Below are 13,793 nucleotides of genomic sequence, written 5' to 3'. Positions count from 1 at the left end.
TCATAGTGGAAACCACCACCTTCTGCCGGGCGGTTGGTTTCCGGGTCTGCATCTATTCTCGGCGCGCCACCACATAGGGGGTGTCGAACCAATGTTCCTGCAGGTTGGCCCCCATACCGATCCGGTCCACTACCGCAAAGATTCCCGGCGCCTGCAGCGGGGTCAGCACCCCATGCCAGGTGCCACGATGAAAGTTGATCGCCTGCCCTGGCTGGGTTTCAAAGGCCAGGGGTTGCCCCGGCCCGCCATCTACATCCGGCGCGACAATAACCAGAAAGCCATGTTCGCTCATCGGGATAAAGGCCTGACTGCCCTCGGGATGACGTTCCATCATTGCCAGCGGCATCGGCAGGTCGCGTGGTTCAGCCTTGAACAGGCTGACCCCGGCGCGGCCATCCGCAAAATCCAGCTGGGCACGATCATGGTACCGCCCACAAAGCCCCTGATTGATCAGCTTGTCCGGCGCGCCAGTCACCTCCAGCAGATCACCATAGGGGGCAAAGCCCCCGGCGCTGATCGGCTGTATCAGGATCCGGTCATCGGCGCGTGTCATGCGGGCACCAGATCGCGCAGGCGGAATTCGGCAATCCGTTCCACCTGCCTGCAGGCCTCGGAAAATTCTACCTCGCGGCTGTTGTCGATGCGCTGTTCAAAGGCCGCCAAGATCGACGCCTTGTCATAGTCGCGCACCGCAATGATGAAGGGAAACCCGTGTTTGTTGACATAGGCCTCATTCAGTTGGCCAAAGCGCGCCCGTTCAGCATCTGTCAGCGCATCCAGCCCGGCGCTGGCCTGCTCGGATGTGCTTTCTGCCGTCAGCCGTTTGGCCGCCGCCAGTTTGCCCGCCAGATCCGGGTGCGCGGTCAGCACCCCCAGGCGCTCCTCCTCGCTCGCGGACCGAAACATCCGGCACAGCGCATTATGCACCCCGCCCGCCGTATCATGCGCCGCCCCCAGCTCCAGCCCATGGGCGCGTTCGGCGATCCAGGGAGAATGTTCAAAAACACCGCCAAAGACCTCGACAAACCGCGCCAAGTCCATCTGGCTGGGGCGTTCACGCCGCTGATGCGGATGCTGCTTGGCCCAATGCTCGGCAATCTCGATCCGGCGCGGGCACCAGACTCCGTCAAAGCCCTGGATATAGTCGATGAACTTCTTCAGGCCAGCGGCCTTGCCAGGACGTCCGATAAGACGGCAGTGCAGACCGATGTTCATCATCTTCGGCGCCCCTGCGGCGCCCTCAGCATAAAGCAGATCAAAACCATCCTTCAGATACTGAAAGAACTGCTCTCCGGTGATATAACCCGGCGCTGTGGCAAAGCGCATGTCATTGGCCTCCAGCGTGTAAGGGATCACCAGCTGATCGCGCGCGCCAACCTCCAGCCAGTAGGGCAGGTCATCGTCGTAGGCATCCGACACATAGTCGAAACCTCCCTCTTCGGCCACCAGACGTACCGTGTTGCTGCTGCATCGCCCGGTGTACCAGCCACGCGGGCGAGAGCCGACAACTTCGGTATGCAGCCGGACGGCCTCTTTAATGGCGGCGCGTTCTTCCGCCTCGGGCATCTCTTTGTGTTCGACCCATTTCAGACCGTGGCTGGCGATTTCCCAGCCTGCGGCCTTCATCGCGGCTACCTGATCGGGGGATCGTGCCAGCGCGGTGGCAACGCCATAAATGGTCAGCGGAATGTCAGCGCGGGTGAACATGTCATGCAGCCGCCAGAACCCAGCGCGCGCACCATATTCATAGATGGATTCCATGTTCCAGTGGCGCTGCCCCTCCCAGGGGGCCGCCCCCGCGATATCGGACAAAAACGCCTCAGAGGCGGCATCCCCATGCAACGTGCAATTCTCGCCGCCCTCTTCATAGTTCAGCACAAATTGCACCGCCACACGGGCGTCGCCCGGCCAGGCTGCATTCGGGGCCTGCGCCCCATAGCCAATCATATTGCGCGGATATCGGTTCATGGGCTGCGTCTCTCTTTTCACTTCTGGCCTGCAGCGACATGTGACACCCTGCAAAGCCCCTTGTCATTCCTTGCTATTGCAAAACAGGCGGCTTGGTTTTCAAATATTCCCGAATACACTGTCAAAACGGGGGTGTTTGCAGCAGAAATGGAACTGGTGCAGGAAAAAGCAGCACTGCAACAAGGAGCAACGCCCAAATGACCGGATACCTGACGACACATGTTCTGGACACTGCCCGGGGCTGCCCCGCCGCCGACCTGCCCATCACCCTCTACCAGCTGCAGGGCGAGACGCGCAGCAAACTGGCAACAATGACCACCAATGCAGACGGACGTACTGACAGCCCGATCCTGCCGCAAGACGCCTTTGCCTGCGGTACCTATGAGCTCGTGTTTGACGCGGGCAGCTACCTGCGCGCAACCGGCCAGGCTGATGCCGACCCGCTGTTCCTCGATCAGGTGCCGATCCGCTTCGGCATCAATGACGCCAGCGCACATTACCATGTACCGCTGCTGCTCTCGCCCTTTGGCTTTTCAACCTATCGCGGCAGCTGACTGCCCGCACCCTCCGCCTGCCGTGTTGTGACCGGGTCAAGGGCGGCGCAGCCGCCGGGCCTCGCCCGGCTTGCCCTTGAGGCGGGCAGAACACAGATACACTCGCTCAGGCGTCTTCAGGGGCAGATCGCCCCCTGAAGCGCTTCTCAGCAAATTTCTTTCTTTTCGCCCAAGCTCCAACCGCACCAGACCCTGGGCCAAGGCAATACCAGCCTAGGCCAAACAGCGCCCTGCGCCGCGCAGCGGCGCCGGGCCCAACGCCGGGGTGGGCCCGCCAGGGCCTACAACCGGGGGCGGGAGCCCCCCTTTGACAAGATTCCAGATCAACCGGCAGCTTTTGTCGCCCCAAAGGCCAAAGCCTCAGCCGCGCGCACCGAGGCCCCCATCCGTTGGGTCATGAAATCCATGAACAGACGCGTTTTTGGATCCTGATGGCGACGATGAGTATAAAGACAGGCCATCTGCACGGAAACCGGCGGCGTCTCTTCTGCAACCGCCACCAGGGCACCAGAGGTCAAGTGCTCAGCCACTTCGAACACCGGCTTCAGCGCGATTCCCTCGCCCGCCAGCGCCCAATCGGTCAGAACATCGCCGTCATCACATTCATAGCGCCCCGAAACCGCAAATCGTTTTGGCCCCTCATCGCTTTGCAGCATCCACTGGAACTCGCTGGCGCCGGGATAGCGCAGGTTCAAACAGTTATGCGCCCCGCCAACCAGATCCGCACCACTGCGGGGGGCACCATGACGGTTGATATAACCGGGGGCCGCACAGAGCACCCGCTGGCAATCGGCAATCTTGCGAATGCGCAGGTTGCTATCCTCTGGCTGGCCAAGAAAGAACGCCAGATCCAGCCCCTCGGTAGTCAGGTCGACGCTGCGATCAGACATCCTTAGCCGCATCTTGATCTCTGGGTATTGTGCCAAAAATTCAGGCACTTCGGGTGCGACCAGCCGTCGTCCGGCACCAAGGGGGGCGGCCACAAACAGGCTGCCGCGCGGGGTATCCGTCAGATGCATGACCTGGGCCTCGGCCTGGGCCACGGTGTCCAGCACCGCAACCGCCCCGGCATAAAACGCCTGGCCTTGCTCGGTTGCGGTCAGATTGCGGGTGGTACGTTGGAACAAACGCACCCCAAGGTAGTCCTCCAACTGCGAAATCCGCGCCGAGGTGACCGCCGGAGAGACGCGCAGATCCCGCCCTGCCGCCGACATGGAGCCCAGTTCATAGACCCTTACAAAGGTTCGGATATTGTCGAGATAAGACATACGCCCCCAGTCATTTCATGCTCAATCATTGCGCCCGCCGGGCCCATATCCCACCGCAGCACCATTCTTCTTGTTTTTTTTGATACAGCTTGGAAGTTTACTGGAATACCGAATAAACTTCGGTTTGCCTAGGGTAGCCATTGGGGAAACCCCATCGCGTCACGGCGCAGACCAAATCGTAAGGCAGAGGGCACGGCATGTATGAAATTCTGATGATGTGGGATTGGCTGGGCTTTGCCATCCGCTGGCTGCATGTGATCACGGCCATGGCCTGGATCGGATCCTCCTTTTATTTCATCGCGCTGGACCTGGGGCTGCGCAAAAGCCCGGATCTGCCCGTTGGTGCCCATGGCGAAGAATGGCAGGTGCATGGCGGCGGCTTTTATCACATCCGCAAGTATCTGGTGGCCCCGGCCGAAATGCCCGCACATCTGATCTGGTTCAAATGGGAGAGCTACAGCACCTGGCTATCGGGGTTTGCCCTTTTGATGGTGGTCTACTGGGTCGGCGGAGAACTTTACCTCATCGACCAGGCCAAAGCCGAGCTGAGCCTGTGGCAAGGCATTGCCATCTCGGCCGCGACCCTGTCGATTGGCTGGCTGGTCTATGATCGCCTGTGCAAGACTGCCAGCCTGGCGGCGCGCCCCACCCTGCTGATGCTGCTGCTGTTTTGCTTGCTGGTGGCGATGGGATATGGGCTCAACCAGGTCTTTACCGGCCGGGCGATGATGCTGCATCTAGGGGCCTTTACCGCCACCATCATGACGGCAAATGTATTCTTTATCATCATGCCCAATCAGCGCATCGTCGTGGCGGATCTGCAAGCCGGACGCACGCCGGATGCCAAATACGGCAAGATTGCCAAACTGCGCTCGACCCATAACAACTATCTCACCCTGCCAGTGATCTTCCTGATGCTATCAAACCACTACCCCCTGGCCTTTGCCAGCGATTACAACTGGTTGATTGCGGCACTGGTGTTCCTGATGGGGGTGACCATCCGCCATTACTTCAACACCAAACATGCGGGCACCGGCAATCCCACCTGGACATGGCTGGTGACCATCTTGTTGTTCCTTGCGGTCATCATCCTGTCCACCCTGGGGCTGGAACATGACAGCGAAGCCGAAGAGCAGGCGGCGCTGACCGGCACCGCACAGGTGATGGCCCAGGCCGAGGGCTTCGCAGAGGTACATGACATTGTGCTGGGCCGATGCAGCATGTGCCACGCGCGCGAACCCTTTTGGGATGGCATCCGCACCGCCCCAAAGGGGGTCTTGCTGGAAACCGAAGCAGACCTTGCCCGCCAGGCCGCAGCCGTGTTTTTGCATGCCGGAGTGACCGATGCGATGCCCCCTGCGAATATCACCTATATGGAGCCCGCAGATCGTGCCGCGATCCGCCGCTGGTTCAAGAACGCCCAAATGTAATTGCTCCCTACGCCTTCCCGGCGGCGATAACTTGCCTGCCGCCACAGCCCCCACCAGGAGCGCATAGGATCGCCACGCAAGTTATCGCCGCATCGGCTGACTTTTCCGGCATCTGACACCTGACCACTTTACCTTGTGCCCTGCTCTGCTAATCTCTCCGGAACACCACGACGCTGCCCTTAATAGGTTGGTCTGCCCTGCAACCTTTGGGGAGGTGATCTGCGCCCGCCCCTGCACGCTGCCCGGAGTGCCCATGTTTCTATATTCGCCCCTGCGCAAGGCTCTGCGCACGGCTGCTTCGCCTATGTTCTCGGTCAGGCTTACGCGCTTGTCCCTGTCGCTTTGCCTTGCTGTGCTCACCCTGCCCAACCCAGGCCAAAGTGCCGAAGCCGTTTTAATCGCTCCGGGTGCATCGGATGCACTGCGCCAGCGCTTACAGGGGGCCTCGGCCTCTTTGGCGGCTCAGGATGCCGTTGATCCGCAAGAGCTGCTAGCCGCTGCCCTATCGGATTATCGCACTTTGGTTCAGGTGCTCTATGATGCGGGGCATTTTTCGCCGCAGGTGAACATCCGGATCGACGGCCGCGAGGCGGCGCAGATCCAACCGTTGAACGCGCCGCGCCAAATCAATCAGGTGCAGATCACCGTGGTGCCTGGCCCAAGTTTCCGCTTTGGCCGTGCCCAGATTAGCCCCTGGCCGTCGCCCAGCGAAGTCGAAATTCCCGAAAGTTTTGCCACCGGGCAGCCCGCCAAGACCGGGGTCCTGCGCGATGTGACCGCCGCAGGTGTAGAGGCCTGGCAACGGGCCGGGCATCCGCAGGCCCGCCTGGGCCAACAGGCCATCACCGCAGATCACCGTGCCGCCAGGCTGGATGCCCGGCTGGCACTGACACCGGGACCACGCTTGCGCTTTGGGAAATTGATTCTCACCACGCCCAGTGCGGTGCAAGAAGCAGCGATCCAGCGCATTGCCAGCCTGCCCAGCGGAGAAGTCTACCATCCCGACCTGCTGGCCAAATCCGCCACCCGCCTGCGCCGCACCGGTGCGTTTTCGACTGTCACGCTGCAGCCGCACCCCCAGGCCAACCCCGATGGCACCCTCGACTATGTGGCCAAAGTCGAAGACATGCCACCGCGGCGCCTGTCCTTTGGCGCAGAGATCAGCTCCTCTGATGGGGTAGAACTCACTGCGACCTGGATGCATCGAAACCTGTTTGGCGGCGCCGAGAAACTGCGCTTTGAAAGCCGGATCACCGGTCTGGGCGGCAGCAATGACATCGGCGGGCGCATTGCCCTGCGGCTGGATCGTCCAGCAACGCTCGGCCCTGATGACAACCTGTTTTACCTGCTCGAGGTCGAGCGCCTGGACGAAGAGCATTATTCCGCGACCCAAGCAACGGCTGGTATCGGGGTCCGAAGGGTGTTTTCGGATCAGTTCTTTGCAGAGGCGGCTATCGGCGGCAGCAGCATTCTGGCCCGCGATGCCTTTGGCAAGCGGCGTTTCAAATTTGTCGCAGGTTTGTTTCGGGCCGAATATGACCAGCGCAACAGCCAGATCAACGCAACAGCCGGCTATTTCATCGACGCGCGGCTGATGCCCTTTATCGGGATTGATGGCACGGATTCTGGGCTACAGGTCAAAATGGACGGGCGGCTTTATCATGGGTTTGGCAGCGATGACCGTATTGTCCTGGCAGGCCGGGCGCAGCTGGGCGCACTGATCGGGCCTTCGCTCAGCAATGCCTCTCCGACATTGCTGTTCTTTTCCGGCGGGTCGGGATCTGTGCGCGGGCACGAATATCAGTCGCTGGGCATTCCGGTTGGCAATGCCTCGGTGGGTGGGCGTGGCTACCTTGCCCTCTCGGCAGAACTCCGTGGCAAGCTGAGCGACAAGCTTTCGCTGGTCGGATTTTTCGACATCGGCTATGTGGATAGCGACCCTTTTGTGTCCAGCGCGTCGCAGCACCACTCTGGCGCCGGACTAGGCCTGCGCTATGATGTGGCAGGGATCGGGCCACTGCGGGTGGATTTTGCCTATCCGGTGGATGGCGACAGCAGCGACGGATTGCAGTTTTACATTGGTATCGGGCAGGCCTTTTGATGCGACATTTTTCCCCCCTTCGCACGGCGATACTGGTCACATCAGCCCTGTGCCTGACCGGCCCCGTCCCGCTGGCCGCACAAGACAGCGACGCAGAGCCAAGTTTCCTGGAAAGCTTTCTGCAGGACAACCTGTCGGGCGACAATCAGTTCATTACCGTCAGCGGGTTAAGCGGCGCTTTTTCCTCGCAGGCGAGCATCGAACAGCTGACGGTCGCGGATGAGGCCGGGGTCTGGCTGGAACTGACCAAGGCCGAGCTGGACTGGAACCGCTTGGCACTGCTGCGCGGCGAGTTTCAGGTCAATCATCTGACCGCCGCCGAAATCAAGGTGCTTCGGGCACCGCAGCCCCTGCCAGAAGACCCCAGCCTGCCCCCCCCCGAGGCCACGCCTTTTCAATTGCCAGAGCTGCCCGTCTCGGTTGAGCTGGGCGAGATCAGTCTGGAGCGCATTGAGCTGGGGCAGCCGCTGCTTGGCTTTGCGGCCACGCTCAACCTCAATGGCAATCTGAAACTCGCCGATGGCAGCCTGAAAACTGAGCTAAAGGTAAACCGGCTGGACAAGCCCGGCGACAAACTGCGGCTGCTAGCCGGATACAGCAATGAAAGCCGCCAGATTGATCTGGATCTGGACCTGTCCGAAGCCGCAGACGGGCTGATCGCCACCAGCCTGCAACTGCCCGGCCGCCCCAGCCTGCAGCTTACGGCAGCGGGCAGCGGCCCGGTCAAGGACTTCACCGCCAAGATTGCTCTGGCGACGAATGGCAGCGAACGTCTGGCCGGTGAGGTCGTGCTGAAGGCACAGCCCACCCAGTCAGCCGACACCACCACCGACACAACAGCGCCCACTGCCGGGGGCATCGGCTTTGCCGCCGATCTTGGCGGAGATATCGATGTGCTGCTGCAACCCGATTTTCGCCCCTTCTTTGGGCCAGACCTGCGGCTGACCCTGCGCGGAACCACTGCATCCAATGGCGCAGGCCTGACACTGGACAGTTTTGCGCTGCTCAGCCGCGCGCTGCATCTGTCGGGTGCCCTGTCGATGACACCAGCTGGCCAGTTGGACACCGCCAATCTGCGCGCAAGCATCACAGCGCCCCAGGGGCAGACAGCGGTGATGTTGCCACTGCCCGGCGCCGATACCACCCTGGCCCAGGCCGAGATTCTGGCGCAAAAAACCAGCAACGGCCCCTGGTCTATCAATGCCGATCTGCGCCAGCTCAGCCATCCTCAGGCCTTGATTTCGCAGGGCAGCATCAGCGCCCAGGGCCTGCTGCAACAAGCTGAGGGCGCGCCGCTTTCGCTTGACGGTGATATAAAGGCCAATCTTACGGGGCTGAACCTGCGCGATCCCGCCCTTGCAGCAGCCATCGGGAGCGATATCTCGCTCTCGACCAATCTCACCTCCGAAGGGCCAGGGGCGCTGGCCCTGTCAGATCTGCTCCTGCAGGGCGAAGATTATCAGGCCAGCGGCGATCTGGCCTTTCACGGTCTGGATGCCGGACTGGAGGTTGCAGCCGATCTGCGTCTGGGCGCTGCCAGTCTGGCACGGTTTTCTGCGCTGGCCGACCGCCCGCTGGAGGGGGCGCTACAGGCCCAGCTCAAAGGGGGCTTTACGCCGTTGTCCGGTGCGTTTGACACTGATCTGGCGCTGCAAGGTCAGGGGCTGACAACTGGCCTGGCCGAACTTGACCGCCTGACCGGCGGCAGCCTTGCGCTGACCTTTGCAGGTGGGCGCGATGCCTCGGGGTTGGCAATCGAAGATTTTCAACTCGACAGTGGCCTGATCACGGCCCAGGCCAGCGGTCGGCTGAACAGCACGGACGGCGCGCTGTCCTTGAACGCAGGCCTCAAGGATCTGAATCCGCTGCTGCCGCAGATGTCCGGACCACTGGGCCTGCAAGGCGAGGTCACCCGCAGCGGCGACAGCCTAAGCGGCACCCTGCGTCTTGAGGGACCAAATGCCTCTTTTGCGGACCTGGAGGGCCAGGCCACACTGGATGGGGCCGCCGATTTCACCTTTGACGCCAGCCTGAAAGACCTGCAGCGTTTTGTGCCGGACCTGCCCGGCACCCTGACCGCAACCGGCGAGATCCAGCGCCGGGATGCCCGATGGCAGATCAACGCCAGCACCAAGGCCCCGGCAGGCGCCGAAGCTGAACTTTCTGGCAGCTTTGATGAAGCCAGCGGTGAAGCTGATATCAGCAGCAGTGGCACGGCCCGGCTGGAGGGGGCAAACCCCTTTATCAAGCCCAACCTGCTAAAAGGCACCGCGCGTTTTGACCTGGCGCTGAAGGGGCCGCCCAGCCTTGCTGCGCTGCGTGGCAAGATCACCACCGCCGGGGCGTCGCTGGCCCTGCCCGCCGCGGCGCAACGGCTTGATGACATTGGTGCCACGGTGACGCTGCAAGATTCCCGCGCGCAGATAGAGATCTCGGCCCGTCCGCGCGATGGTGGCAGCCTGCGCGTGAGCGGCCCTGTGTCCCTGACCCCGCCTTTTGAAGGCGCCCTCAACATTGCCATTCAGGAAGCAGTGCTGACGGATAAGCTAATCTATAAAACGATTGTAAACGGGGATCTCGATCTGACGGGACAGCTGGCCAGCAACAGCAGATTGAGCGGACGCATCGATATCGGCGAGACCACGATCAACCTCAATACGGCTGGCGGATCGGTCTCTGCTGCACCCATTCCGCCGCTGCGCCATATCAATGAACCCCGCGCCGTCCGACAGACCCGCGTCCGTGCCGGACTGATCCAAAGCGGCGCCAGCAGTGGTGGTGCCGGGAGCCTCGCCCTGGATGTGATCATCGACGCACCGGGCCGGATCTATGCCCGTGGGCGCGGCCTGAACGCGGAATTGGGCGGGCAGGTCCATCTGCGCGGCAATACCGCAGCCCTGGCACCTTCGGGTCAGATCAGCCTGGTGCGCGGCACCTTTGACATTCTGGGGCGACGGCTTGAATTGGACGAGGGCCGCATTACCCTGCTGGGCGATCTGAAACCCTATCTGGAATTCAGATCCTCCGCCAGCACCTCGACCGGCACCGCCACGCTTGAAATCACCGGCGCAATTGACGCGCCCCAGATCAAGGTCACCTCTGATCCGCCACGCCCCAGCGATCAGGCGCTGGCGCTCTTGCTCTTTGGTGACAACCTGGATGATTTGTCACCGCTGGCGCTGGCACGCCTGGCCAACTCGGCGCTGCAGCTAAGCGGTCGGGGCCTGGGCAACAAGAACGCGCTGCGTGACAAGACAGGTGCCGACAAGGTCGAACTGGGGCTGGATAACATCGGCTCGGGCTTGCTGGGGATTGGCGGCTACATCAGCGACAAGGCCTATACCGATTTCAACGTCAACACCCGTGGCGACAGCGAGTTGAGCCTCAATGTGGATCTGACCGATAGCGTCACCGTCACCGGCACTGTCGACAACCAGGGCGAAAGCGGCTTTGGCCTGTTCTTCAAACGCGATTACTGAAGCCCCCCACAAGCGGGGGCAGCCTGCCCCCCTTGGCAGACAGGCCAGCGGGGGAACCCTTCGTTTCATACGCCCTTTTCGAAACACCGCCAAGGGTTTAGTCTACCCCAAGCCAAGGCTAGTATCTGGATCAAACGCATGACGGACCACCCCGACCAGCCATCGCTCTTGGGGCGCATTAGGAAACGGCTTGCCCGTCTGCGGCATCAGATGCGCTTTTCAACCTCTGTGCGCCACCTGCACGGAGCCAGACACAGGGTCGCAGCCGCGGATGAGGTGGTTCTGGTCGCGCTGGTGCGCGATGGGGCCTATTATCTGGAACCGTTTTTTGAACATTACCGCCGCCTTGGGGTGGCGCATTTTGTCTTTTTCGACAATGGCTCCAGCGATGACACCCTGGCGCGATTGCGCCAGCAGCCGGGGGTGGTGATCCTGCAGTCGAAACTGCCCTGGGGCCAGTTTGAAAACGACTTCCGCAACTATGCAGCCAAACGCTACGCCCGCAATCGCTGGTGCCTGATTGTCGACATGGATGAACTATTTGACTTTGAAGGCAGCACCTCGATCGGCCTTGCAGGTCTGACCCGCTATCTGGCGGATCACGGCTATTCCGGGCTGATGGCCCAGATGCTGGAGATGGTCCCAAAGGCACCGCTGCGCAGCCTGGCCGACCTGCCTTATGAAATGGTGCTGCAACAGTTCTGCTACTGCGATATCAGCACGGTTTCAGCTTATGACTACCACAGCGAAGACAGTGGACTGGCCTATTTCCTACGCCAGAACATCCCCCCGGCCCATGCGCCACAGATCCTGTTTGGGGGGCTGCGCGGCAAGGTCTTTGGCGAAAACTGCTGCCTGAGCAAACACCCGCTGATCTTTGTTGGCCCCGACGTCGCCCCCGCCGTGCATCCGCATGCTTCCTGCGGGCTGCGGCTGGCCCCGATGAGCGCGCTGATCAAGCACTACAAATTTGCCAATGACGCGCTGGCGCGCGATCACGCCTCTGTGGAACAGGGGGCGATTGGTCACGGCGAAGACCGTCAGCGCCTTATGGTCCTGCGTGAAAACCCGGATCTTAGCCTCTGGTCCGCCAGTGCCCAGCGTTTCCCCGGTATTGCCGCCCTGCAAGAACAGGGCTTTTTGCTGCGGGATCCCGACTTTGCCACCGCGATAGACCAGTCAGCAGAGGCCCCGCAAAGTGCCCATAAAGGTGCCAAATGACTGACGCCCCCCCAGAGCAGCCCCCTGCTATAAGCGCGGTTGTGATAGGCCGCAACGAAGGCACACGCCTGCTGGCCTGCCTGACCTCGCTGCAACCGCAGGTGCAACGGTTGATCTATGTCGACAGCGGCTCCAGCGATGGGTCGGTTGCCGCTGCCCGCAGCCTTGGGGTAGAGGTGGTGGCACTGGATATGACGCGGCCCTTTACCGCCGCCCGCGCCCGCAATGCCGGCTTGGCAGAGCTGAGCACGCAAGAGGGCTTTGTGCAGCTGGTCGATGGCGACTGCGAGGTCGATGCCGCCTGGATCCCGCAGGCCGCCGAGTTTTTGCGCCAGAACCCGCGCGTTGCCGTGGTCTGTGGCCGCCGCCGCGAACGCTTTCCCGAAGCTTCTATCTACAATCTGATCTGCGACGCGGAATGGGACACCCCCATCGGTGAGGCCCTGGCCTGCGGTGGCGATGCCCTGATGCGGCTCTCGGCGCTGCGCGCGGTCTCGGGCTACCGCGAAGACCTTATTGCCGGGGAAGAGCCCGAACTCTGCCTGCGCCTGCGCCGCGAGGGCTGGAAAATCTGGCGGCTTGAGGCAGAGATGACCCTGCACGACGCCCAGATGACCCGGTTTCGCCAGTGGTGGATACGCAGCCGCCGCGCCGGATATGCCTTTGCGGCCGGTGCCGCGCTGCATGGCAAGGCACAAGAACGCCACTGGGTCAAAGAAACCCGCCGCGCGGTATTGTGGGGGATGGTACTGCCAGGAAGCGCGCTCCTTCTGGCCATGCTGTTCTCACCCTGGGCGCTACTGCTCTTGCTGCTCTATCCACTGCAACTGCTGCGATTGGGCCCTCGTTTGGGGCTACGTCCGGCGCTATTTTCCATTCTTGGAAAATTGGCCGAAAGCACCGGCATCGCCGAGCATTTCTGGCACCGCCTGCACGGAACCCACCGCAAGATCATGGAATACAAACAGCCCCGGTAGCGCGCACTACTTCGACGCGAAAATCCGCATCGCCGCCCAGATGTGCCCAGGCAGAATGGCAAAGCACTTGGCATAGCGCGGGATCATTCGCGCCGGGCTGCTGAGCGCACGCCACAGCCACTCCATAGCGATTTTGCGCAGCCAAAGCGGCGCGCGGATCTGGTGCCCGCCAAAGAAATCAAGCCCTGCCCCGATAGAGGCGAAGCCAACCGCAGGCGCAATCTGGCGGCCACGATGGGCCAGGCTTTCCTGTTTTGGCGCCCCAAGGGCCAAAAAACACAGCCGGATGCCCTTGCGCTTTAGGGTTTCAAGGATCTCTTGGGCCTCATCTCCCTGTGGATCGAACACCCCCGAGGGCGCATGACACCAGGCCAGATCCAGTCCGGCAACCTGCGCCCCCAGATAGTCTGCCGCATCCTGCAAAGCCCTGTCTGTACTGCCGACCAGGGCAACCGGCACCCCGGCGGCGGCGGCCAGTCGACACAGGGGCAGTATCAGATCAGATCCCGGCATCAGTTCCACCTCGCGCTTTGCCAAGCGGGACAGCCAGACAATGGGGCGCCCATCCGCCACCACCAGATCCTGGCCGAGATAGGCCTCCAGGAAGGGTTTGCTCTGCGCCAGTTTGACCAAATGATCCAGATTCACAGTCGCCAGAGCAAAGCCCTCTCCCGCTGCAAAACGCGCGAGAACTTCACTTTCCAACGCGGCCTTGCTGGGCACATTGACTGTGACACGCTGGCCCTGAAACTCAAAAAACAAACATTCACCCCCGGCGCGCGCTCTTGGAACCAA

The 13,793-nt window shown here is 61.7% G+C and carries 11 protein-coding genes; 7 read left to right on the top strand and 4 right to left on the bottom strand.

The genetic code is table 11. The annotated features are described in order from the left end of the window. Window positions 1-52: 52 nt before the first annotated feature. Both ACN0VH_RS15130 and puuE read right to left on the bottom strand, forming a co-directional pair. Window positions 53-553: an ureidoglycolate lyase gene (locus ACN0VH_RS15130; protein WP_278921396.1), complete on the bottom strand. Its 501-nt coding sequence runs from the start codon at window positions 551-553 to the stop codon at window positions 53-55. Next, complete coding sequence (gene puuE / locus ACN0VH_RS15125; RefSeq protein WP_417701061.1) at window positions 550-1,968, bottom strand: allantoinase PuuE; 1,419 nt, start codon at window positions 1,966-1,968, stop codon at window positions 550-552. The genes ACN0VH_RS15130 and puuE overlap by 4 nt, the downstream gene beginning before the upstream one ends. A 60-nt stretch (window positions 1,969-2,028) precedes the next feature. On the opposite strand from puuE, the gene ACN0VH_RS15120 reads away from it, so the two are divergent. Further along, window positions 2,029-2,169, top strand: coding sequence for a hypothetical protein (locus ACN0VH_RS15120; RefSeq protein WP_278921398.1), 141 nt, complete (start codon window positions 2,029-2,031; stop codon window positions 2,167-2,169). Beyond that, complete coding sequence (uraH, locus tag ACN0VH_RS15115) at window positions 2,166-2,522, top strand: hydroxyisourate hydrolase (protein ID WP_417701060.1); 357 nt, start codon at window positions 2,166-2,168, stop codon at window positions 2,520-2,522. The genes ACN0VH_RS15120 and uraH overlap by 4 nt, the downstream gene beginning before the upstream one ends. Window positions 2,523-2,845: 323 nt before the next feature. On the opposite strand, the gene ACN0VH_RS15110 is transcribed toward uraH, so the two are convergent. Further along, window positions 2,846-3,790 (bottom strand): LysR family transcriptional regulator, encoded by a 945-nt coding sequence (locus ACN0VH_RS15110; protein ID WP_278921400.1) that lies wholly within the window; start codon window positions 3,788-3,790, stop codon window positions 2,846-2,848. 197 nt (window positions 3,791-3,987) lie between these two features. Between ACN0VH_RS15110 and ACN0VH_RS15105 the strand changes: the two genes are divergently transcribed. From ACN0VH_RS15105 to ACN0VH_RS15085, 5 genes are all read left to right on the top strand, one after another. Continuing rightward, entirely contained in the window at window positions 3,988-5,220 is a 1,233-nt protein-coding gene (locus tag ACN0VH_RS15105; RefSeq protein WP_417701059.1) for a urate hydroxylase PuuD, read from the top strand. 304 nt (window positions 5,221-5,524) lie between these two features. After that, window positions 5,525-7,321: an autotransporter assembly complex protein TamA gene (locus ACN0VH_RS15100; protein WP_417701168.1), complete on the top strand. Its 1,797-nt coding sequence runs from the start codon at window positions 5,525-5,527 to the stop codon at window positions 7,319-7,321. Continuing rightward, window positions 7,321-10,800 (top strand): translocation/assembly module TamB domain-containing protein, encoded by a 3,480-nt coding sequence (locus ACN0VH_RS15095; RefSeq protein ID WP_417701058.1) that lies wholly within the window; start codon window positions 7,321-7,323, stop codon window positions 10,798-10,800. The genes ACN0VH_RS15100 and ACN0VH_RS15095 overlap by 1 nt, the downstream gene beginning before the upstream one ends. 138 nt (window positions 10,801-10,938) lie before the next feature. Next, a complete protein-coding gene (locus tag ACN0VH_RS15090) occupies window positions 10,939-12,021 on the top strand; it encodes a glycosyltransferase family 2 protein (RefSeq protein ID WP_417701057.1) in 1,083 nt (360 codons plus the stop codon). Next, complete coding sequence (locus ACN0VH_RS15085; protein ID WP_417701056.1) at window positions 12,018-12,998, top strand: glycosyltransferase family 2 protein; 981 nt, start codon at window positions 12,018-12,020, stop codon at window positions 12,996-12,998. The genes ACN0VH_RS15090 and ACN0VH_RS15085 overlap by 4 nt, the downstream gene beginning before the upstream one ends. Window positions 12,999-13,004: 6 nt before the next feature. Here the strand turns inward: ACN0VH_RS15085 and ACN0VH_RS15080 are convergent, their stop codons facing one another. After that, the gene (locus ACN0VH_RS15080) at window positions 13,005-13,760 is read right to left on the bottom strand and encodes a WecB/TagA/CpsF family glycosyltransferase (RefSeq protein ID WP_278921406.1); all 756 of its coding nucleotides are present in this window, start codon (window positions 13,758-13,760) and stop codon (window positions 13,005-13,007) included. Window positions 13,761-13,793 lie beyond the last annotated feature (33 nt).

The organism is Pseudophaeobacter sp., assembly GCF_048267565.1.
Classification (GTDB): domain Bacteria; phylum Pseudomonadota; class Alphaproteobacteria; order Rhodobacterales; family Rhodobacteraceae; genus Pseudophaeobacter; species Pseudophaeobacter profundi.
The sequence above is the reverse complement of the archived record's forward strand: the minus strand, read 5'-3'. Positions and strand labels throughout refer to the sequence as shown.

What these genes read in the sequence shown, in the direction of transcription:
- ACN0VH_RS15100 (WP_417701168.1), top strand. Translation starts at nt 5,525, where the DNA reads ATGTTCTCGGTCAGGCTTACGCGCTTGTCCCTGTCGCTTTGCCTTGCT.
- ACN0VH_RS15130 (WP_278921396.1), bottom strand. Translation starts at nt 553, where the DNA reads ATGACACGCGCCGATGACCGGATCCTGATACAGCCGATCAGCGCCGGG.
- ACN0VH_RS15090 (WP_417701057.1), top strand. Translation starts at nt 10,939, where the DNA reads ATGACGGACCACCCCGACCAGCCATCGCTCTTGGGGCGCATTAGGAAA.
- ACN0VH_RS15105 (WP_417701059.1), top strand. Translation starts at nt 3,988, where the DNA reads ATGTATGAAATTCTGATGATGTGGGATTGGCTGGGCTTTGCCATCCGC.
- ACN0VH_RS15110 (WP_278921400.1), bottom strand. Translation starts at nt 3,790, where the DNA reads ATGTCTTATCTCGACAATATCCGAACCTTTGTAAGGGTCTATGAACTG.
- ACN0VH_RS15085 (WP_417701056.1), top strand. Translation starts at nt 12,018, where the DNA reads ATGACTGACGCCCCCCCAGAGCAGCCCCCTGCTATAAGCGCGGTTGTG.
- uraH (WP_417701060.1), top strand. Translation starts at nt 2,166, where the DNA reads ATGACCGGATACCTGACGACACATGTTCTGGACACTGCCCGGGGCTGC.
- puuE (WP_417701061.1), bottom strand. Translation starts at nt 1,968, where the DNA reads ATGAACCGATATCCGCGCAATATGATTGGCTATGGGGCGCAGGCCCCG.
- ACN0VH_RS15095 (WP_417701058.1), top strand. Translation starts at nt 7,321, where the DNA reads ATGCGACATTTTTCCCCCCTTCGCACGGCGATACTGGTCACATCAGCC.